This is a genomic window from Sulfolobus islandicus Y.N.15.51 (genome assembly GCF_000022485.1).
Classification (GTDB): Archaea; Thermoproteota; Thermoprotei_A; order Sulfolobales; family Sulfolobaceae; genus Saccharolobus; species Saccharolobus islandicus.
Genome location: NC_012623.1, coordinates 588,430 through 609,922, shown reverse-complemented (window position 1 = coordinate 609,922; position 21,493 = coordinate 588,430). Strand labels below are relative to the sequence as shown.

The window sequence follows — 21,493 nt, the reverse complement described above, 5'->3', positions numbered from 1 at the left end:
ATTAAATAACCTCTTCTGGTTTTGGAGGAATGTTGACTATTCTTTTTCCGGTACACTTTTCTATCGCATTTATTACTGCAGGAGTTGATGCAATAGCTCCAGCCTCGCCTATTCCTTTAGAATTAGTAGGGTGACTTGAGAACCCCTTTTCTATGTAATGCCATTCAATCCTTGGGACTTCTACTGCAGTCGGGAACCCATAGTCGGTTAGGTTTGAATTTAGTAAGTATCCCTCCTTGCCGTATATTGCTCCTTCATATATCGCTTGCCCTATCCCTTGCACCGCTCCGCCAACTATCTGACCTTCCGCAAGTAATGGATTTACAACTTTTCCCACATCGTCAAGTGCGATATATTTTTTCACTCTTACGCTTCCAGTCTCCTTATCTACCTTAACTAATGCCATATGAACCCCATAGGGTACAGTGTAACCTGGTTTAGCCACGTTATAGACATAAGTTACATCTAAGGAGTATCCCATTGAATAGGCGTTCTGTATTACCTCCTTAATAGTAACACTCTTACCACTCTTCTTATGAAAAAGTACGCCATTTTTATATTCTATCTCTTCCGTATCTGCATTTAGCATTTTTGCGCTAACCTCAATTAGTCTTCTCCTTAATTCTTCGGCAGCCTTATATATCGCTGAGCCTCCAATTGTTAATGTTCTACTTCCCCAAGTTCCGATTCCATCTGAAATTATATCGGTATCTCCCCATCTAACCTCAATGTTCTCTATTGTTACCTCTAAAACATCAGCTACTATTTGAGCAAAGGCAGTTCCATCACCTTGTCCATGTGGACCACTACCAGTTATTATCATAATTTTTCCATCACTTTTAGCTAGAACTCTAGCTGTCTCCCAAGGACCAAATGCTGTTATCTCTACATACATGCTTGAACCTACGCACTCATTCACATTAGCTTCATTTTTCAACCTCTGATAATATTCTCTTGCTTTATTTAGTAGTCCCACATAATCGCCGGTATCATAGGTTATACCTAAGGCGTTCTTGTATGGTAATTCTCGAATCAAATTCTTTTCCCTTATATCAAATTCATCCTTTCCTAGTTCCAACGAAATTATGTTAATTATTCTCTCTATAAAATATGTGGCTTCCGGCCTACCAGCTCCCCTATACGACTGAGTTGGTGCCTTATTGGTGTTTACTGCGTAATGCTCAATCCTTATGTTTTGAATCCTATAAGGTCCCAACATCATTCTAACTGTACTGTGAACATTACCTATTTCGTCATCGTTTGCGTCTGGATAAGGCGCACCCAAATCAGCAATTAAAGTACCCTCTATACCTAGTATCGTACCGTCTCTCTTTACTCCAACCTTAAACCTTAATCTCTTATCTCTTCCATGACCAGCGCTCTGTATTTCCTCGGAGCGCGTGGGTATCCATTTTAGTGGCCTCTTCAATTTTAAGGCTAGCTTAGATATGGCATATTCCTCCGGATGAGCTATAATTTTACTCCCAAACGCTCCTCCCACATCAGGCTGAATCACTCTTATGTTATCAATTCCTAGAAAATTTATGAGGTTTCTTCTTAGATAATGGGACGATTGGGTAGATGACCATACATTTAATCTATTACCATCAAAGTAAGCTAAGACACCCCTTGTTTCTAAGGGATTCGCTATTACTCTTTGGTTATATAACTCTCCATTAATTACTAGGTCAGCCTCTCTAAGACTTTGTTCAACGTTTCCCGCTTCCCATTTCTTATACTCGTAAATATTAGACTCCTTCTTACTGTAAACTTTTACATCATTCTTTAAAGCCTCTTGTGGATCAATAACGTAAGGTAATTCCTCATACTCCATTTCTATACTTTCTAATAAGTCATAAGCCTCATATCTATCTCTTCCTACCACCATTGCTAGCGGTTGGCCAACGTAAGTAGTCTCCTCGACCGGTATGGGAAAATCACTACCCGGATTTATATCCTCACCGGTGAATATGCCGTTATGGTTCTTCTTTATTTTTATTTTTGCATGTGGTTTAACAGATCTAAGAAATGCCACAAATAACGTTCCTGGAAATTCTATATCATCAACGTATGTTGAGCCTCCGGTTAAGAATTTAGGATCTTCAATTCGCTTGATGGGTTTACCAACGTACACAAATTAATCTATTGGTCGATGTTTTTAAGCCTTACGTGAATATTTGGATGTGTAGATAAAAACGTAGTTTCTTTCACATCATATTTAGTTATTAAATCTTCTAATAATCTTCTATTGGTAAACCTCAAGGCAAACTTATCCGCACTCAACTCAAATCTCCTCTGGAAATATCTTTGCATAAACAAGGCGAAAAGCCCAAAAGGAATCAATACAAATAAATTTAAATTAAGAAGATAGGTGAAGGCTATGATTACCGAAATAATATAAAGGCTCATTTTAACGTGATGATTTAGCTTTAAATGTCCAAGTTCATGCATGATAGCTGCTCTAACATGCTCCTCATCTTCTTCATTTACCAATCCCCTAGTTATAACGATAAATTTTCCCCAAACCGAGTTCAGAGAGTACGCATTTACTTCATTAGAGTTTACAATATATATAGGATAATCATAAAGGGTGGAAAATTTTGTTACTCTTTTAAGCACTATTGCTGGTACTACGACGAATTCAAGCAAAATAACCAGTGTGAGTAAACCGAAAGTAATAATTAAATCCACAATTAATATAACGTAAGTATTACCATATATTCCTTTTTAAAATGGTGGAGGAATTCTCACATATGAAAAGCGTAGTTATTGAAAATGGAAAGGTCGCAATAAGAGAGCTGCCATTACCTAAATTACATCAAGGTGACGTATTAGTTAAAATGAAGGCTTGTGGATTGTGTGGTACTGACATAGAGAAGATTTGTGGACAATACACTGCATCGCAACCAATATTAGGCCATGAACCAGCTGGAATAATCCAAGAATCCACGGTTGATTGGTTAAAGCCTGGAGATAGGGTTTTTGCACACCATCACGTTCCATGTTATGAATGCTACTATTGTAAAAAGGGAAGTCCAACCATGTGTCCATATTATAGAAAAACCAACTTAGATCCTGGTGGATTTTCGGAGTACTTCAGAGTTCCAGCTTGGAATGTTGTACGAGGCGGAATATTAAAGCTATCAGACAATGTGAGCTTTGAAGAAGGGGCATTTATAGAACCCTTGGCTACCGTTATTAGAGCGCAAAGGAGAGTAATGATTAACAAGGATGATATAGTTTTTATCGTTGGAGTAGGCCCTATGGGATTATTACACGCAATGATGGCTAAGGTAAATAATGCGGGAGTCGTTATAGCATCAGATGTAAGTGAGTTCAGAGTCGAATTTGGATATAAGGTAGGTATTGATTATTCGCTTAATGTGAAGAAAGTTAGTGTGGTTGATGAAGTTAAGAAATTAACTGATGGAAGAGGTGCGGATGTTACTATAATTGCCTCTGGATCTCCCTCTGCAATAATCTCTGGTCTTAATGCTACTAGAAAGGGTGGTAGAGTTTTGTTATTTGGAGTACCATATAAGGGGACGATACTTAATTATGACATTAGTGATCTCTTAAATAACGAAATTTCAATAATTCCCAGTAATGCTGCTGTAGAGGAGGACACAAAGGAAGCACTGTCTATAATAGCTAACAAGAAGATTGATGTAACTAAGCTGATAACACATAGATTCCCGTTAGATGAGTTCAATGAGGCCGTAAGGGTAGCTAAGGAGGGAAATGCCATAAAGGTAATAATATATAGTTAGGATGAGGAGAAAGTACAAGATTAAACTTAATTTAAATAATTTTAGCGCATTTTTAACATCTTTTTCGTCTGGCAAATTTCCATTGCCTATTCTATAGTGACCAACCTTTTCTAAACTTACATTTAGTAAACCTGCAGCAATAGCTATTGGGTATTTAGCATTTATACTTTCCATTTTTGCCTCCCTAAGTGTTTTCCATCCTTGTTTCACGTTAAGTCCCAAGATAAAACCAGATGTAAGCATTATCATTCCAGTTAGCCTAGCTGGGATGTAATTGAGTATAGTGTCAATTTTAGCTGAGAACCAACCCTCTTTTCTAAGCTCCGGAGTCTTATATCCTACCATGCTGTCCATTGTATTTGCAAGTCTTTGTAACATTGCTCCGAAAATTCCAAAGATAAGAAACCAGAAAATTGGAGAAGCTATCCCGTCAACAGTGCTCTCAAATAGTGATTCGATTAATGCAGAAGCTATATGGCCTTTATCACTTTTACTTAAATCCCTTCTGACAATCTGTTGTGCATAATACCTAGCTTGCTCATCCAACCTTGATCCCTTTTTTACAATATCGTAGAGCATTTTAATCGAAAATGTCGTTTTCAACGAAAACGCTAAGATTATTAGATTAAGGTAAATTGGAATTGGTGCTTCTACTGGTAAGTACACGAAAATAAATAATGGGGGTAAAACCGACATTATCCATAAGAGAACTCCGTAAGAATAGCCCTTGTAGGGTTTGATTAGTGCTTCCGATATTTTTCCAGTCCAAACTACAGGATGTATGTAAATAGGCGGTTCTGAAATTGTTAGATCCCATATCAATGCAAGTGCAAGAACAAATAACACAAGATAGATAATAGTGAGTAATTTAAATTGGTTATCTCATTGGTTAATAGGAATAGTGGAAAGGAAAGAGTTATTGAAGCCCCGGCTATATCACCTGAGGAACCTCCAAGCGATCTACATATCTTATGCATTATCATGTAGAACACTAGGAAAACTATTATATTGTATAATGAAATAAACGGAATTAATTCCAAAAGTAATACCGTAGACTTTCCTTTCAATTTATTATGAAAGATTTTCCCAAGATTACTTTCTGGAATTGGACTTATGGTTGAAAGTATATAAAGCCCTATTGTCATCGAGAGTACGTTAGATGATATCAGATGGAATATAGTGTAGAATGAGAAGCCTAGCTTTAATAAAGCCACTATTTGAATTGATAGGTATACTAAAAGTAAACCTATTCCTCCAGAACCTATTTCAACGTCCTTTAATGCCTTTATCTTCCTCTCCCTATCTCCTTTTATCATCAATGCGTCTCCTAAGTCCAATAAACCATCTAGATGATTAAATCCCCTAAGCAATTCTACTACACCTAACAATACTATCCCAGCAAGAGCTTCAAGAATTCTATATAAGAGAACATACACTGCACTCTCTATTAATGCCAACGATATGCCAATAATTAGTGGCGATATGTAGGAGTATTCTGCAATTTCCTCCAAAGACGCATTGCTCTTTATTGGTATTGCGGTAAAAAACGAGAATAATGCAAGTACTCCTTTTAATCGCATGTGGATTTATTTATTGGCCAAGTTGATATGATTAAGTGTCAATAATAGTAGCCTCAACCATGAGTGATTCAGGTAAGTCATTTGTAACCACTGGACTAGTTAGAATTCTAAATGCAAAACCACTTAAAATTCAGAATATGTCTTTAAATAGCATTTCAACTTGGGATGGTGGAGAAATAGCCTTCATACAAGCTTACCAAGCATGGGGGGCTGGAATAAGACCAGAAAGGCATATGAACCCAATTTTGCTCAAGCCAATGGGTAAGGGCCTTGAAGTAATCTTTATGGGAAACTCACTTGGTATTATGAGTGGCAATGAGTATTATAATTTAGCAACCAACACGTTGTGGCAAAAAATCTCACAATTCCTATCAAGTAATGTTGTAATAGAAGCAGCTGGAGGCATAGGAGAACCAAATTTTATTGATAAGGATATTACAGCAATAAAAGTAATGAAAGATAAGGGAATTCCAGCAATTCTAGTATTAGATATTGATAGGGGAGGTGCATTTGCGTCTGGTTATGGCACTTATATGATGCTTCCCCAATCTATCAGAGAGAAATTGAAAGGATTCATTATTAATAAATTCAGAGGAGATGAAAAGTTTCTGTATGATGCTATAAAATGGCTTGAAGAGAAAACAGGTATGAAATACTTAGGTTATTTGCCTTTTCTCAGCGAAGTCCCGATAATGCCAGAGGACTCCATGAATATTTACAATTTTGGTGAAGGTGATGTTGAAGTTGCCATAATAGCCTATCCTTATATGAGCAATTTTAACGAATTGTATGCCTTAGCTAAGTCTAATGCTCATGTATCCTTTGTGAAAAAGCCTAAAGAAATTGTGAAGGCTGATCTGGTAATTTTACCGGGTAGTAGGAATACTCTAGAATCGTTAAAATGGTTGGTAGAGAATGGGTTCGTGGAATATCTAAGGCAAAAGACTAGGGGAATTTTAGGTATTTGCGGTGGTTTTCAAATTTTAGGTAAAAAGCTTATAGATCCTTATGGAATTGAGGCGGGATATCCTATAGAATATGAGGGTTTAGGAGTATTTGATGTTAACATACACTATGGCAAGGCTAAGGTAGTTTCCATTAGTTCTGGTGTTTCAGAATATGGCAAAATAGATGGTTATGAAATTAGAAGGGGAGTAGTAAAGTATGTGGACGAAAAGCCCTTACTTAAAATAACCGTGAGGAATGGTGAAAAAGTAAGTGTTGAGGATGGGGCAAGAAAGGATAGTATTATTGGCTTAAGTGTACACGGAAGCTTATTTTCTGAAGGAATGAAAAAATTACTGAAGGAGTTTAATATTAATATTTACTCACTATCAATGGTAGACGAGATCCAACAACAAGCAATTCGTGTAGAGCAATTTTTAAGGAAATATTTACATATTGACGAAATAGTCGAAATTTATAAGCAATGAATTTTTAGTCTTAACTAATGTTTGATCCTGCTTCGTTCGTTAAGGAAATAGGACCACAGCTGAAACAGAAGGTAGGTAATGAGAGAGTTTTAGCTGCAGTAAGTGGTGGTGTAGATAGTACTACAGCTGCAGTTCTGGCTTATAATTTGTTGGGTAACAAAGTAATTCCCGTTTTAATAGATACTGGATTTTTAAGGAAAAATGAAGCTGAGAAAATTAAAGCTTATTTAAGTAATGTCTTACCTAACCTTATCGTAGTGGACGAGAGGGAGACATTCACTTCTGAGATTGAGGGAATGGAAGAAGCTGAAGCGAAAAGGAAGAAATTTAGAGAACTGTTCTATTCTTCTATTTCATCATTAATGAGAAAGTTCAATGCAAAGTATTTAATGCAAGGAACCATAGCAGCCGATTGGGTAGAAACACAAGGCGGAATAAAGACACAGCACAATGTCTTAGTTCAAATAGGTATAGATACAGAGAAAGAATGGGGCTTTACATTAATTGAGCCGTTGGCAGACCTATATAAGAATGAGGTCAGAGAACTAGCTAGATATCTTAAATTACCTAAGGAAATTTCAGAGAGGCAGCCGTTCCCTGGTCCTGGCCTCCTAGTAAGGACAATTGGAAAACTGACTAGGGAGAAGTTAGAAGTAGTAAGAGAAGCTAATGACATAGTTGAAAAATATTTAGATCCCTTTAATTATTCACAATACTTTGCGGTTTCTTTTGAATCTGATGGTAATTTTGTAATTTTGGACGGTATTGATGCATTTTTATATAAGGCAAGGGCAACTGGTGTTAAGGGTGACGTTAGGGCTTATGGCAATATAGCAAAAGTTGAGTGTAGTGATATTAATGCAGCGAAAAGCTTTGTCGATACTCTGGTTAAATATGATATTACCCACGTATTATGTTCCTTGGATGAAAGGAGTAATGGGAAATACAGCATTGCAATAAGGGCAGTAATTACGGAAGACTTCATGACTGCAGATTATGCTAGAATACCTAAAGAAGTCCTAGAGAAAATTAGTTCTGAAATATTACAAAAAATACCTAATGTAAAGGAAGTACTTTATGATGTTACTTCTAAACCACCTGCAACTATCGAGTTTGAGTGATTAGTATTTAGAAACTTTTTCAAGTAATTGAATTCTTTTTGCAGGATGTGGATGATCCATAAATATTTCAGCATACCATGGAACCTTTGTAGTCTTCCAAATCTCCACTAGCTCTCTAGCATTCCATGTTGGAACTTCTTCAATGGCGTTGGTGAAGAATAGCATACTAGCCATTTGATTGGTAGTACTCTTTTTCTTAAATTTCTCTAATGCCCCGGGATCCATTGAAAGTGTTAGTTTAGCTAAGGCTAATTGTAAGTTCTCTTTTCCACCTGGTACTGTTAAGGCTGAATTAACATCAGCATAGGCTTCTCTCATTCTATTTATAGATAGTACGAGTAGTTGGAAAACGAAGCTTACTGCCATCATTGCAATTCCTATTAAGAAAAGTAATCCTCCATTATTTCCTCTGCCATTTCCTCCTCCACCACCGAACATTCCTCCCCAGAATATCCACCAACCTAAGTAATAAATTAAAGCTGGAATTAGACCTACAGCCATTAGCAATTCTACATCTCTATGCTTTAGATGTCCCAGTTCATGCCCTGCAACGGCCATTATTTCATCCCTATTTAGTAATTTTAATATTGGTAATGTAAAGGCTATTCTTTTACCGGCTATTGGACTTCCATATGCGAAAGCATTAGGGAATGGTACATCAGCGATATACACTTTTGGAACATCTCTAAATCCATTATACTTTGCAACTTCGGCTACTGTACTGTATAACCATCCGTAAACTGGATCAGTAGGGGTTACTTCTACTGTTCTGTATGCCCAGTTTATCATATATGGCCCAAATAGCCACTGAATAATGTTAAGGAAGAATATGAACATTAAGATAGATAACATTAATCCCACACCAAATTGTGCTCCGAATGCATAATCAGCAACCGCTAATGCTAATGCAAATCCTAGTAAAACAATTCCTAGAGTTGCTAACGCCATATTTAATCTTAATTTTACTACTTCCCAATTCATATGTTATTTTCTTGCGGGGAGTTTATATTATTTTTCATTACACGCAAATGGAATTAGTGAGAGCATAACCTAAACTTATATTATCTTTTTTATCAACAATAGTAAATATGAAAGAAGAATTTGTAAGAGAATATATGAAAAGTAATGTAGTAACGGTAAGTAAAAACACTGTACTTAGAGAAGTAACTAGAATAATGACAGATAATAACGTAGGCTCAGTAATTGTAGTAGATAATGGGAAACCTATTGGCATAATAACGGAACGCGATGTAGTTAGGGCCATTGGAAAAGGTAAAAGTTTAGATGTAAAAGCAGAAGAGATAATGACTGCTTCCCTTATAACTATCAAGGAAGATTCACCGATAACTGGGGCATTAAGCCTTATGAGGACATATAATATTAGACATTTACCAGTTATTGATCATGATGGAAACTTAAGGGGAATAATATCTATAAGAGATATTGCGCGGGCGATAGATGATATTTTAGAAGGCTAACAACTTTGTTAATTTGATTTAAGATCGCGTCAAATCTTTTTGACTCGATAGACTATAAATACTTTATTTTTAATACGTAAAAATGTGGATAAAAAAGAGAGTGTAAGAGTAACAAGAATAGGTATTATTAACTTACTAACAAGGACTTTAGGGGCGCCTATTTCATTTATCTTCACGTTATTAGTTGCAAGGTATCTGTCGAATCCTCCCTATGGTATTATTTATTTTGCTACTTGGCAAACCTTGTATGTTTTCACAATAGGCTATTTTACAATACCCGCAAATCTATTCTCATTAATAACGTCAAGATATTCTGCAGAAAGGAAGAATGTTGGTGGAATAGTAATAACTAACTTGATAGCAGGAATTATATCAGGTTTAGTTTTTGCCCTTTTAGTCCCATACTACATTTCTTTAACTAAGCTCAATGTTCCTATTTATTTCTATTCTGCAATATCGCTAATTATTTTAACCTACTTGCTGACTGTAACGAATTCAATAGCTCAAGGAAGAACACCCAAGATAATTGGAATTTCCGCATTAATCTTTCAAGTTCTGAGATTAGTTTCGGGGATTGTATTCATGTTCCTATTTAATCTTTCGATTCTGGCAGTAATCCTAGCTTATAGCATAGGCTATCTTGCTCAAATATTATTCAATTTATTCTTCATAAGAGCTAATCTCAAGATTGACTTTAAGGTAGCTTTTTCGGCTGTTAGAAAAGCAGTGGTGTATATAGCGAATTATATTCAATATATTCTAGAAGCGTCAATAGTATGGATTACTCTGGCTATCGTAAAATCAGATTTAGTAGTAGCATATTTTGAGTCTGCCATTATAGTTAGTAATGTCCAGATTTGGTCACAAGCAATATATACTGGTCTAATGGCTAAGTTGGCTGAAGATAAGAATCCATCTATAATTAGTGATGCCATTAAACTTTACTCAATAGTAGGTAGTCTATTTTTAATTCTTATTTACATAGATGGCTATGGGCTTTTATACAAACTAAGACCTGAGTATACAGCTGCTATTTTCTCTCTCTATATACTTACTTTTTCAAATTTCATAAGAGGTTTCTATAATATCTTCTATCAAGGTATAACAATGGCTGATCCTACTCTATCAGTAGAATCTAAGAATGAATTCAAAGGTCACCTATTTAAGCTGACTACTTCCAATTTGCTTTTTTCATTGTTAGGTTTAGGAATTTCCACGTTGCTGATTTACCTCTTCTCCTCTTACTCACCTTATTTATTAGCAGCCTTCATGAGTATCGGGATAATAATTAATTCATTCTCAATGCTGTTTACTTCCTATAGAGCTTGTAGACAAATTTACAAGTTTAATTTCCCAGTTAAAGAATTTCTGGTACCATTAGGCTTAGGTGCACTTAGTTTGCCCTTATCAGTGGTTTATAGGCCAGTAAGTTTTCTTGCGATGGGTATATATGCTATAATGATAATTTCGATCTTTACACTATATAATTACGCTTTTAACCCATACGGTAGAAGGTTAGTAATAGCGATTATAAGAGAATTTAAGCAAAGAGTTTAATCTACTTTATATGGTTGGTTCAGAAATTCGGATGGCTAGGTTGTTCGAGAAAGGTAGAGCATTTGTCGTGGCACTAGATCACGGATTGGTAATGGGACCATTAAAGGGAATAGAAAACCCGATTGAAGTTGTTGCCAAAATTGCTAAGAATGGTCCAGACGCCTTGCAAATGACTCCCGCTATGGTTAAGCTAGTTAAGGAAAATTTCTTCTCAAGAGGTTCACCCATGTTAATTGCTAGATTGGATACTGCGAATGTATGGAGGCAAAAATACAAGGTCTATAATGAAGGTTACTATGCGAGTATTTATACAGTAAAGGACGCGATTAATATTGGAGCAGACGCTGTAGTTACGTATCTTGTAGTTGGCTATGGGAGCGATATAGTAGAGGGGTATAATTTGAGTGCTTTGGGTTCCTTAAGGAAAGAAGCTAATGATTATGGGATACCGTTTATCATAGAACCCCTATATGTTACAAAAGATAATCCAGATTCAGTAAAAGAACTAGATCTCGTAAAGTATGTGACTAGATTAGCATCAGAAATAGGTGCTGATATCCTAAAAGTTGACTATACGGGAAGTAAGGAGTCATTTAGACAAGTCGTAAACGTAGCGTTTAGCCCGATCCTAATTAGAGGAGGTCCAAAAACCAACACCAATGAGGAATTCTTAAAGATGTTGCGAGATGCTCTAGAGGCTGGAGCTAAGGGTGTAACTGTAGGTAGGAATTTATGGCAAGCAGATGAACCAGATAAGCTAGCCAAAGCAATATCGAAGGTTGTTCATGAAAATTTAGATATTGGAGAAGCTTTAAAAATTTTGAAGTAAAGGCTTGTTTATGCAATTAAAATGGATAAACTTTTTCTTTTATTTGGCATTGGTCGTGCTTATTTCAGTATATACTTATGAAACAATAATTACGTTTTCGTCCATTAACTCCTATATAGGAGATGAGGTATGGTACCCTACCGCTGCCTATAACATGTTAAAATTGGTCTTTCATGTAACTCCTCCACCAATGATAAATATAGGGTATCCGAATGAGCAGAATATTCAAACATATATTAACCCAGAGCATCCTCCTTTAGCTAAGTACATTATGGCAGTTTTCATCTACTTTATTGGGTACTATCCAATAGCCTGGAGATTACCAAGTTGGATTCTAGGCGATTTAATGCTTATAGTAGGTTATTTTCTTGCTAAAAAAATGATCGGGAATGGAATTTTAGGTAACCTTGCCGGAATACTTTCTAGTCTTCTCATTGCATTAGATCCTAATGTGTGGTCTCTTCACGGGATAGGACTTCTTGAAATTTACGTATCCTTCTTTAGTCTATTATCTCTTTATTTTCTATTAAAGGATAAACCATTATGGGCTAGTTTAGCGTTAGCGTTGGCTATGTTGTCAAAGGAATCAGCTTATGTTCTAATATTTCCGTTTCTATACTATTTAGGGGAAATTTCAAATAATGTTAAGAAAAGAGCAATCTATGGTATAGGATTACCAATTTTGATTTATGTTTTATTCTCTACACCGTTAATAGCTTATTATGGTGGAGTCAAAGCATGGCTAGACGCTACTGTGATCCATAGCGCGTCATGGGACATTACTAATGGTCATATTACATTAACGGCAACTTCTCAAATTTCAACGCCATGGGATTGGTTTTTAAATATTCATTCTTTCTACCTTGGTTACAACTTATACGCCAATACTAATCCTTATGTCTTAATACTATGGATAATCACAACTCCACTCGCTTTTATATTTAGGGACAGCAAGATGATAACCACTACAATGTGGGCTTGGACTATGTGGATAGGATTTGTAATTGTGTATTTCCTAGGAAATCACACTCTCTTCAGTTTTTACGTAACCGATTTCATGCCAGTAGCTGATACGTACGTAGTAGTGTCATTATTTAGACTAGTTAAAAAGATAAATATTCTAAAGTAATTTTTTACCTATATAAGGGAAAGAGTTTAAATAATAGTCGTAGAAAAGTGATTTTCGGATGAGTACTTCGTCACTCAGCAAAGCTCAACAAAGCCAAGAACCAAAAAGACATTTAGGCTTTATTGATATCGTTTTCCTTTCAATGGGTTCTCAAGCACCCTTTCTGAGTATTCTGACATATGGTGTAGAGGCGTTTATTATTGCCGGCTTCTTAGCTCCAATAGCTATTATCTTAGGTACCCTACTAGTCTTATTAAATGGATTTGTAGTTTATGAACTTTCAAAAAGATTTACCAAAGCTGGTGGTTATTATACATACGCATTCTATTCTTTAACAAAGCGTTTAGGTTTCGAGACTGGATGGCTCTATGTACTGTATTCAACTACATACGGTGTTGCATATGTTTTTGGAACTACGTACATAATCTATCATATTTTAGGGGTAAATCCATGGATAATAGGGCTAGGTCTATTATCGATTGCATCCTTGTTTGCCATAATGGGTATAAAGATTAGTACAAAGTACGCTGTTTTTACAAGCTTGTTAGAAATAGGTATTATGACTATTCTTGCAATAGTATTTTTAAGCTCTACTGGATTTCACTTGTATAATCCATTATCCTTTCATGTAAGCCTAGGAACTTTAGCATATGCTATTCTATTCGGTTCCAGTATACCTACTGGATATGGGTCAATAACACCAGTTTCTGGCGAAGCTAAAGATGCTAAAAAGACAATCAGTAGAGCAATTATAACAGTTATCTTACTAGGAGGATTGCTAGCTGCATTCGATATTTATGCAATAGGTGATCATTTATTATTCTATAAGATATCTGCAAATAATGTTGATATTTTGCATCTAATAGAAAATAAATTTGGTCTTATTACGTTTATATTTGTTTTATTTGCAGCTATAAACGATGGTATCTTAGGTAGTTTAGGCTTTATAATAGCAACGTCTAGGACAATCTTCGCAATGTCTTATACTAATCTCTTACCTAAAGTTTTCAGCAAGTTTGAAAGTTACAAAGGTCCTACTAACGCTGTGGTATTGTCAGTCCTATTATACTTTTTGACTTCACTTTTAGGTTTATATTTTATAAATAATCCATTTCTTGCATTTGGAGTCCTAGGAACTATAGCATTGTTTTCAAGTCTGTTTGTACACGTAGCGGCTAATTTCTCGTTAATAAAAATTTCAATTAAAAAGTTTAGAAAGAGACTGTTGCAAATTATAATTGGGATTTCTGCTGTAATATTCAGTGTATTTGAGCTAGTGAATTCTATATCTTCTGCATCTCCTATAGAAGTATATATCTTTATGTCATTCATAATAATAGGTTTTCTAGCAGCGGAGACGTTAAGTATGATAGAAGAGGAAAATGAGGAAGAAGAATAGGTTTGCAATGAGTTTATATAATGTGAAAATTTTAATATCAATTGATGCTTAAAAAAGCCGTAATCACATCTGCTGGAAAAGGTAGTAGGATGAAACATATAACGAGTGTATTACCCAAGGCATTACTTCCTTTATTCGTCACCGAAAACGGAGGTAAGGTAACTAGACCAGTTATAGATTTAATAATGGATTCATTGAACAAGGTAGGTATTGAAAAATTTTGTATTGTAGTAGGAAGAAACGGAATGTTACTAATGCAATACTTATTCGATAGAACACCAACCTTTGTATTCCAAGATATGCCTAAGGGATTTGGTGACGCTGTATTAAGAGCAGAGGACTTCTCATCCAATGAGCCATTTTTCGTTCATGCAGACGATGGCGTTCTAACTAAAGGATACGATTCGCTTAAATTGCTATTTGATGAAGTAAGTCCAGATGCTGTACTTTTCGTGAGAAGAGTTGAAAATCCTAGTAGATACGGTGTGGTAACTATCCAAGATAAAGGGGTATATGATGGTCATAAATTATATAAGGTAATTGACGCCGAAGAAAAGCCATTACATCCAAAATCTAATTTAGCTATAGCAGCGGTTTATATTTTTAAGCCTAGTATATTTAGTGCGTTGAAACAAATTAATGTTGAAGAAGGTAAAGAGATAGAATTGACTTATGGAATACATAACTTGTTGCTAGATGGTAAAGAAGTTTATGCGTTAGAAATGAATGAAGATGAAAAATGGTTGAATGTGGGAGATCCTAAAAGCTATCTTGACGCATTAAACTATTCATTTAAATTTCTTTAACAACAAAATATATTTGATGATACTTGTTGGAGTAGATGGCGGAGGAAGTAAAACAAGCGCAATAGCCTATACTTGTAGTGGGTCTTTTTTAGGAAAAGGTCTAGCTGGGCCTGCAAATTTTCATAACGTAGGTGTTGAAGAGACTGTAAAAAACGTTAACAAGGCTATTTTATTAGCCACAAAAGGTATGAAACCCGACGTGGCTTATATAGGATTAGCAGGAATAGATTCTAAATATGATTATAACGTAATGTCAGAAGCGCTGAGACTTGTTGCAAAGGACGTCTATATTGATCATGATGGTTTTGTAGCGCTCTATGCTGAAACTAGAGGAAATCCCGGTGTTATAGCCATAGCTGGTACTGGAAGCGTCATAGTTGGCTATGATGGTAATAGGAGAGTTCGATTTGGTGGTCTAGGATGGTTAATAGCTGACGAAGGTTCAGCTTATTGGATAGGAAGAGAGGCACTAAGAGCTTTCGGAAAAATGTTAGATGGAAGAATGAATAAGACTTTAATAGCTGAGAAGATCATGAGAAGTTTAAATATAAACAATCTTGACGATCTCATCAAGTGGGCTTATCATGAGGGGCATAAGGTTAAAGAGATTGCGTCATTATCAAAAATAGTAGATGAGGCAGCCAATGAGGGGGATGAAATAGCTTTAAACATACTGAAAAGTGCGGCTTTCGAACTTGCTAGTGACGCTGTTAAAATGGCGGTGAAAATAGGTGTTGATAAGATATACCTTAAAGGCGGGATGTTCAGCTCACCAATATATTTCAGTTTCTTCAGAAGTTATCTAGACAGTAATAATATAAGGAGTATAGTTGCAGAACACGAACCGGAGCAAGGTGCTCTTCTTTTAGCCTTTAAACAAGCGGGATGTGATATTAACGTGCTAGATTTTTAATTTCTCCTCAGTTAGAAATAATTCTAAGACTCTCAAGAAAACCCTCAATGTGAGATGATTGGCGAGATGGAAAGTATAGTCCCTAAAAAAGAGAAGTGGTTTAGGAGATGTCATGTTAATGACGTTAATAGTTTCCTAAGAATGATATAAATTATTGCCATTTAACCTTCTAATGACTAATAAGGAGTAATTCGAGTTATTTAACGGGTAATACTACTCCTTCACTTCTAATATCAGCAACTCCAATATATCTTCCCATCTTATACTTTAGGGCTTGTACTATCCCCACCTCTGGCGAATAATAATCTGTCTGTGTGGCTGGAACACCTAATCTCTTTTCAGCAACAACCTTATTTCCTAAATACATGAATCTAGGTGCTTGAACGGCCTCATCAATTTCCATATTATAATCCGCATAATACTCAAATACTTCAGCGTGAATTTGGGGTCTTAGATCTCCGCCTGCACAACCAATAAAGACTCTCTCATCTTCCTTCTCAGCCATTAGTATAGAAAGGGTATGTAAGGGTCTCTTCCTAGGTTCTGGTTTGTTATTTCCCTCAGAAAATCCTGCGCCTCTATTATTAAATGGTATATCGTTTACTACTATCCCAGAACCGAAGGGATAAAATAGACTCTGTATAAATCCAATTTCATTCTCACCATCAGAAACGGCGAAAAACGTCGTATCTCCAGTGACGTCTACTTTTACCTCGAATCCATACTCAGCAACCTTATTTGCAATGTATTTCTCTGATAATAACATCTCTATTGGTACATTCACAAATTTTGGATCAGCAATATATTTATTTCTATCAGCGTAAGCTAATGCACTTAATCGTACATGATCATTTATTCTCCTTACGTCATTGAAAGGCAATTTGTTTAGTTCAGTAATCTCAACCATTTTGAGTAATTCTAATGTAGTTATTCCTTGAGTATTTGGCGGTAACTCATATAGCGTAAAGTCCTTGTATTTCATTTTTACTGGGCTAATAATTTCGCCACGAAATTCACTGAAGTCTTCATAACTCATTGGTACCCCTCTTTCTCTTAATCCATTAGTTAGTTCTTCCGCTATTTTTCCATCATAAAAGTTTCTAGGATCTTTTGCAATCTCCTTCAAAACCCTAGCAATTCCCTTGAGTCTTATTTCATCTCCAAACCTTTTATTGCCATAAATTCTATTCCAATCATCTGATAATTTGAATGAACTTACTATTGCGTGATGTAACCCTCTTCCCACCATAAAGCCATTTGTTGCTAATGAAATTGCAGAGTTAAGTAATTCGTTTAACGATTTCGAGGCGTAATTTTCATAAATGAATTCCCATAGGTCTATCAATCCTGGAACTACTACGGTAAGTGGACTTCTGTCGTTGTCTATTTTCTCTACTTTCAATTCCTTAGGAGCCCAGCCAGATGCGTTATACGCTATTAAACCCTCTGGTGTTTTGGCCAATAAAAATCCATCACCTCCAAGACCACTAGTATGTGGTATCACCACTGATAAGGTAGCACTTATTGCTATAGCTGCATCGAATGCGTTTCCCCCTTCTTCTAAAACCTTAGCTCCTACGTAACTTGCTATGTAGTTTTGCGTTGTGACGACTTTTTTACCTACTGCGGAAGGCATAATTATTTAATAGTTTGGCAAACATAAAAATATCCATCCCCATCATGGAACTTCCAGAAGAAGTTAAGAATAATCTAAATGAGGGCGTATGTCTCACGTGCTGTAATGATTCAGTAGTATGCATGACCAGTGATTATCCTAAAAATGCCAATGTTGAGGTATTATTTGAAATAGATAAGGAGGGTAGAGAAGTAATTTTTAGGCATATAATCATGGATGATCCTTCAAATCCACTAACCGTCGAATATTCAGTAGATACTAAATTTGTTGAGAATGTTTCACGAAAGAAATGGATTAACATACATTTTGTCGATGAGAACTTTAACGAGAAGATTAAGTTAAGACTAACTTTTTCTGATGATGAGATAAGAGTGATGCGGAGGGAAATCGGACTTGGAACTTAAGGAACTACAGTCCAAGATGAAAGAAATGTATTTTGAAAAAGATTCACAAAGGGGCATTTACGCTACATTCACGTGGTTGGTAGAGGAAGTAGGAGAATTAGCTGAAGCACTTCTATCTAACGATTCAGATTCTATACAAGAGGAATTAGCGGATGTTATAGCTTGGACAGTATCGATAGCTAACTTAAAAGGTATAGACATAGAAGAAGCTTTAAAGAAGAAGTATAAATTGTAAGCAATGGTAAATAAAGAACAGTTTTATGATCAAATAATAAAGGCATTTGAAGACGGTAATATTAGATATTATAGGAACTTAGTTTACATAGAAAGGGAGGATTATCTAGATTATGTCAAGGAAATTATAAATCTATTTCTTAAATTTAAACAAGATCCTTCAGTAGCGTATGGTTTCGTACCTTGGGCAAGTGGTTCTAAAGAGAGGATGAAGACTATAAAAGAATATTTCTCTAAATTTGATGATATCGATTACGCTAATGCTGAATATTACCTAGGTAATACTTATGATTTGGTCATATTGGATACTATAGATAACTTTCAGCCAATTAACATAGGTAGACTTGTTGATCTTGCTAGAGGTGGAGGTTTAATAATAATTTATACAAATAATCTAACTAAAGATAAGGCTTTTAGAACTTCAATAGTGAGAAACGGTTTAGTTTTAGACGAATATGAGAAGAGGTTCAAAAGAAAATTGTATGAGCATGAAGGGATATTTATCGTTGATGCTAACGGATATGTTTCTAAGCCATTTTCCGGTAACATAATGCTAAAATCAGAGAAGAAAGTACCAAGAAATCCCGTAATGCCAAGAGAAATTCACGAATTATCACTAAGTGAGGATCAAAACAGAGTTATAGAGAATTTCACTTATTTATTAAGTGGAGGGCAAAGAGCTTTAGTTTTAACAGCTGCTAGGGGCAGAGGAAAAAGTGCAGCTACTGGATTATCTATAGCGGGGCTAATAGAAAAGCTTAGGGAAAGAAAAGGGAAAAGCATTAGAGTAATAGTTACTGCTCCATCAATAGCTAGCGCATCTCAAGTAATGTTGTTTGCTAAATTAGGTTTAAAAGTTTTAGGTGAAGAGCTGTCAGTAAAAGTTAGTGATACCGGACATATAAAGACATTAAGAGGTGATTATTTCAAGGTAGAGTATGTTCCACCGGACGCAGCGATTGAAGATGATGGTGAGCTTTTAATCGTAGATGAAGCCGCAGCCTTAGGCATCAATTATATAGATTTAGCGCTAAGAGCTTGGAAAAAGGTGGCGCTAGTAACTACAGTACATGGATATGAGGGTTCTAACAAGGCTTTTCTTAGATATTTAAGAAGATTAATTGAAAGTAAAAGGATTAGGGTTAAATGGATAAATATAGAACAGCCTTTAAGATATGCAAATGGAGATCCAATAGAAAAGTGGCTCTACGACACGTTATTACTTGACGCAGAACCTTCAGAACCACAATATCTTAATCATACAATGATTTATGAAGATGTGGATAAATCTGAACTAGCCAACGATGATATCAAATTAAGAGCAATTTACGGAATAATGGTAACAGCTCACTACAAAAATAATCCAGATGACTTAATGATAATGTTGGATGGCGTTCATCATAAGATAAAGGCCATACGGATAGGGGAGAACTCATACGTTGCGGCTTGTCAAATAGCTGAAGAAGGTGAACTTTCTGACAATATGGTAGATATTGCTTTAAAAGGTGGTACGTTTGATGGTGATCTAATACCTGACAGAATTATAAAGCACGTTAGGATTAAGGATTTTGCTAGATTAAGAGGGTGGAGGATTGTTAGAATTGCCGTTGCTTCAGAACTTCAAGATAAGGGATTTGGTAGTGAGCTATTAAAAATGATATATGAAGAGGCTAAGGATAAAGGAATGGACTGGGTAGGTTCTTCTTTTATGTCTGATCAAAAAGTTCTAAATTTCTGGATAAAGAACGGCTTTGCCCCAGTTCATATATCACCAAAGAAAAATGAGAAATTAGGTGATTACCCAGTTGTTGTTATTAGACCTATAAGTGATATAGCAACGAAGATTGTAAAAATATCTGTGTATATGTTAAAAGAAAAGCTCCTTAACACCTTACACGATGTGTACTTTAATATGAACCCTGAAGTAGTTAGGTTAATATTAAAAGGAAGTAGTGTTGCTCATAAGACCGTTGATGTGAATCCAATACTATTAGACAAAACTATCTCATTTCTTCAAGGTGTAAGTCCATATGAATCCTCAGCTGATGGAATACATATGTTAACATTAAAGTATTTCTGGGATGGAGAAAGAGATTGGGGTTTGACTCAAGATGAAGAATTGGTGTTAATTGCTAAAGTTATTCAAGGTAAGCCATGGAGTTATGTGTCTACTATACTTGATAGTAATAGGACACATATATATGAATTAATATATTCTGCTATATCAAAAATAATGCAAAAATATTATAACTTAACCGCTGATAGTAAGGTAGGTCTAACATTAAAGGATGTGATGAGTTCACAACAATATGAATAGGTGAATGGATGCACCTCAACTGATGCTATTCAGTATAATTGCCACTACCACGAGAATCGAGAATAGTTGATGTAATCCAATAGACATGCCGGGCTTTAATGGATTTCTATTGCTAGAATCCCATACCCATAAGCCAACAATTATTTCTAAAGCTGTGAAAATTAATGTTAACCAGTAGTGTAGTAGGACTACAGCAATAATGAAGATTAACGACACAATACCGTGAATTACCCATGCAGCTTGTAACCATGGGTTTCTCTCCTTATCTTTTTCCCAAGGTCTGCCTATCTTTAGTTTCATTCTCCTAGTCCCAGTTACTACACCTCCCATGAAGATAACGAAGTATAAAAAGTGTGGAGGAACTATCGCGCTAATCAGAAAGGACACTATATCCAATTTAAACATTCCCAATCCTTGTAACATAATGAGAAAATAAGATACGAAAGTCGTATAAGCTGCTATGTCATGCAATCCCTGGAATATTGAAGGTAGCTTACCAGCTAGTACATATAGTGTCGCCATACCTAAAAGTGCTGTAAAAACTACGGACACAAATCCAATTATTGATATAAGTGAGGGACGGATTATTAATATAGCAAGAGAAAAAATTCCGACTAACGTAGCTAAAATTCTGTGTATTGCCTCAGGATCTTTTTTTGCAGCCAATTGCATTATATCATGCGTATATGGCCAATTAGTTCCTAGTGATAAGCCATATCCATAGCCTTCTACTATTCCACCAAAAACTATCGTTGTTCCAGCCAATATTGTCTCAAGTGCTGAAAGGTAAGTTAAAATCATCATTCTAATAGTGATTTTATACCTTAAAAATCTCTTTTAGCTTGTAGTTAACATCTGGTAAATATGTTTCAAAACAATAATAGATT

The 21,493-nt window shown here is 35.6% G+C and carries 20 protein-coding genes; 13 read left to right on the top strand and 7 right to left on the bottom strand.

Annotated elements, in window-relative coordinates; genetic code table 11:
- Position 1 precedes the first annotated feature (1 nt).
- Together cutA and YN1551_RS03165 are read right to left on the bottom strand one after the other, a co-directional pair.
- The gene (gene cutA / locus YN1551_RS03170; RefSeq protein WP_012714210.1) at positions 2-2,134 is read right to left on the bottom strand and encodes a glyceraldehyde dehydrogenase subunit alpha; all 2,133 of its coding nucleotides are present in this window, start codon (positions 2,132-2,134) and stop codon (positions 2-4) included.
- Positions 2,135-2,142: 8 nt separating this feature from the next.
- Positions 2,143-2,691 carry a M48 family metallopeptidase gene (locus YN1551_RS03165; RefSeq protein ID WP_012714211.1) on the bottom strand — a complete coding sequence of 183 codons (549 nt, stop codon included), beginning with the start codon at positions 2,689-2,691 and terminating at the stop codon, positions 2,143-2,145.
- Between the two features lie 41 nt (positions 2,692-2,732).
- Here YN1551_RS03165 and YN1551_RS03160 point away from each other — a divergent pair, with 41 nt between their 5' ends.
- Positions 2,733-3,770, top strand: a complete 1,038-nt coding sequence (locus YN1551_RS03160) for a zinc-dependent dehydrogenase (protein WP_012716522.1) — start codon at positions 2,733-2,735, stop codon at positions 3,768-3,770.
- On the opposite strand, the gene YN1551_RS03155 is transcribed toward YN1551_RS03160, so the two are convergent.
- Positions 3,699-4,616 (bottom strand): cobalamin biosynthesis protein, encoded by a 918-nt coding sequence (locus YN1551_RS03155; RefSeq protein WP_012714213.1) that lies wholly within the window; start codon positions 4,614-4,616, stop codon positions 3,699-3,701. The two genes, YN1551_RS03160 and YN1551_RS03155, sit on opposite strands and share 72 nt — an antisense overlap.
- The gene (cobS, locus tag YN1551_RS03150; protein WP_012714214.1) at positions 4,589-5,350 is read right to left on the bottom strand and encodes an adenosylcobinamide-GDP ribazoletransferase; all 762 of its coding nucleotides are present in this window, start codon (positions 5,348-5,350) and stop codon (positions 4,589-4,591) included. The genes YN1551_RS03155 and cobS overlap by 28 nt, the downstream gene beginning before the upstream one ends.
- Before the next feature lie 35 nt (positions 5,351-5,385).
- On the opposite strand from cobS, the gene YN1551_RS03145 reads away from it, so the two are divergent.
- Positions 5,386-6,783: a cobyric acid synthase gene (locus YN1551_RS03145; RefSeq protein ID WP_012714215.1), complete on the top strand. Its 1,398-nt coding sequence runs from the start codon at positions 5,386-5,388 to the stop codon at positions 6,781-6,783.
- 17 nt (positions 6,784-6,800) lie between these two features.
- Positions 6,801-7,904, top strand: coding sequence for a GMP synthase (glutamine-hydrolyzing) (locus tag YN1551_RS03140; RefSeq protein WP_012712098.1), 1,104 nt, complete (start codon positions 6,801-6,803; stop codon positions 7,902-7,904).
- Here YN1551_RS03140 and htpX read toward each other — a convergent pair whose 3' ends face one another.
- Positions 7,905-8,885 carry a zinc metalloprotease HtpX gene (htpX, locus tag YN1551_RS03135; protein ID WP_012716523.1) on the bottom strand — a complete coding sequence of 327 codons (981 nt, stop codon included), beginning with the start codon at positions 8,883-8,885 and terminating at the stop codon, positions 7,905-7,907.
- A 107-nt stretch (positions 8,886-8,992) separates the two neighbouring features.
- Between htpX and YN1551_RS03130 the strand changes: the two genes are divergently transcribed.
- From YN1551_RS03130 to YN1551_RS03100, 7 genes are all read left to right on the top strand, one after another.
- On the top strand, positions 8,993-9,382 hold the full coding sequence (locus YN1551_RS03130) for a CBS domain-containing protein (RefSeq protein ID WP_012714218.1): 390 nt from the start codon (positions 8,993-8,995) through the stop codon (positions 9,380-9,382).
- 84 nt (positions 9,383-9,466) lie between these two features.
- Positions 9,467-10,939: an MATE family efflux transporter gene (locus tag YN1551_RS03125; RefSeq protein WP_012714219.1), complete on the top strand. Its 1,473-nt coding sequence runs from the start codon at positions 9,467-9,469 to the stop codon at positions 10,937-10,939.
- A 10-nt stretch (positions 10,940-10,949) separates the two neighbouring features.
- Positions 10,950-11,768, top strand: a complete 819-nt coding sequence (locus YN1551_RS03120) for a class I fructose-bisphosphate aldolase (RefSeq protein ID WP_012716524.1) — start codon at positions 10,950-10,952, stop codon at positions 11,766-11,768.
- Positions 11,769-11,778: 10 nt separating this feature from the next.
- Positions 11,779-12,897 carry a glycosyltransferase family 39 protein gene (locus YN1551_RS03115; RefSeq protein ID WP_012717182.1) on the top strand — a complete coding sequence of 373 codons (1,119 nt, stop codon included), beginning with the start codon at positions 11,779-11,781 and terminating at the stop codon, positions 12,895-12,897.
- 58 nt (positions 12,898-12,955) lie between these two features.
- Positions 12,956-14,296: an APC family permease gene (locus tag YN1551_RS03110; RefSeq protein ID WP_012712104.1), complete on the top strand. Its 1,341-nt coding sequence runs from the start codon at positions 12,956-12,958 to the stop codon at positions 14,294-14,296.
- Positions 14,297-14,340: 44 nt separating this feature from the next.
- Complete coding sequence (locus tag YN1551_RS03105) at positions 14,341-15,102, top strand: nucleotidyltransferase family protein (RefSeq protein WP_012714222.1); 762 nt, start codon at positions 14,341-14,343, stop codon at positions 15,100-15,102.
- A gap of 16 nt (positions 15,103-15,118) precedes the next feature.
- Positions 15,119-16,015, top strand: coding sequence for an N-acetylglucosamine kinase (locus YN1551_RS03100; RefSeq protein WP_012714223.1), 897 nt, complete (start codon positions 15,119-15,121; stop codon positions 16,013-16,015).
- Positions 16,016-16,211: 196 nt separating this feature from the next.
- Here the strand turns inward: YN1551_RS03100 and YN1551_RS03095 are convergent, their stop codons facing one another.
- Complete coding sequence (locus YN1551_RS03095; RefSeq protein WP_012717181.1) at positions 16,212-17,651, bottom strand: gamma-glutamyltransferase family protein; 1,440 nt, start codon at positions 17,649-17,651, stop codon at positions 16,212-16,214.
- Between the two features lie 44 nt (positions 17,652-17,695).
- Between YN1551_RS03095 and YN1551_RS03090 the strand changes: the two genes are divergently transcribed.
- The 3 genes from YN1551_RS03090 to YN1551_RS03080 are packed head-to-tail and all read left to right on the top strand — an operon-like array spanning position 17,696 to position 20,606.
- Positions 17,696-18,055, top strand: a complete 360-nt coding sequence (locus YN1551_RS03090; protein WP_012714225.1) for a hypothetical protein — start codon at positions 17,696-17,698, stop codon at positions 18,053-18,055.
- Complete coding sequence (locus YN1551_RS03085) at positions 18,045-18,290, top strand: MazG nucleotide pyrophosphohydrolase domain-containing protein (protein ID WP_012712109.1); 246 nt, start codon at positions 18,045-18,047, stop codon at positions 18,288-18,290. Before YN1551_RS03090 ends, YN1551_RS03085 begins: the two co-directional genes overlap by 11 nt.
- Positions 18,291-18,293: 3 nt before the next feature.
- The gene (locus YN1551_RS03080; protein WP_012717180.1) at positions 18,294-20,606 is read left to right on the top strand and encodes a tRNA(Met) cytidine acetyltransferase TmcA; all 2,313 of its coding nucleotides are present in this window, start codon (positions 18,294-18,296) and stop codon (positions 20,604-20,606) included.
- A gap of 15 nt (positions 20,607-20,621) precedes the next feature.
- Here YN1551_RS03080 and YN1551_RS03075 read toward each other — a convergent pair whose 3' ends face one another.
- On the bottom strand, positions 20,622-21,410 hold the full coding sequence (locus YN1551_RS03075) for a hypothetical protein (RefSeq protein ID WP_012712111.1): 789 nt from the start codon (positions 21,408-21,410) through the stop codon (positions 20,622-20,624).
- Positions 21,411-21,493: the final 83 nt, after the last annotated feature.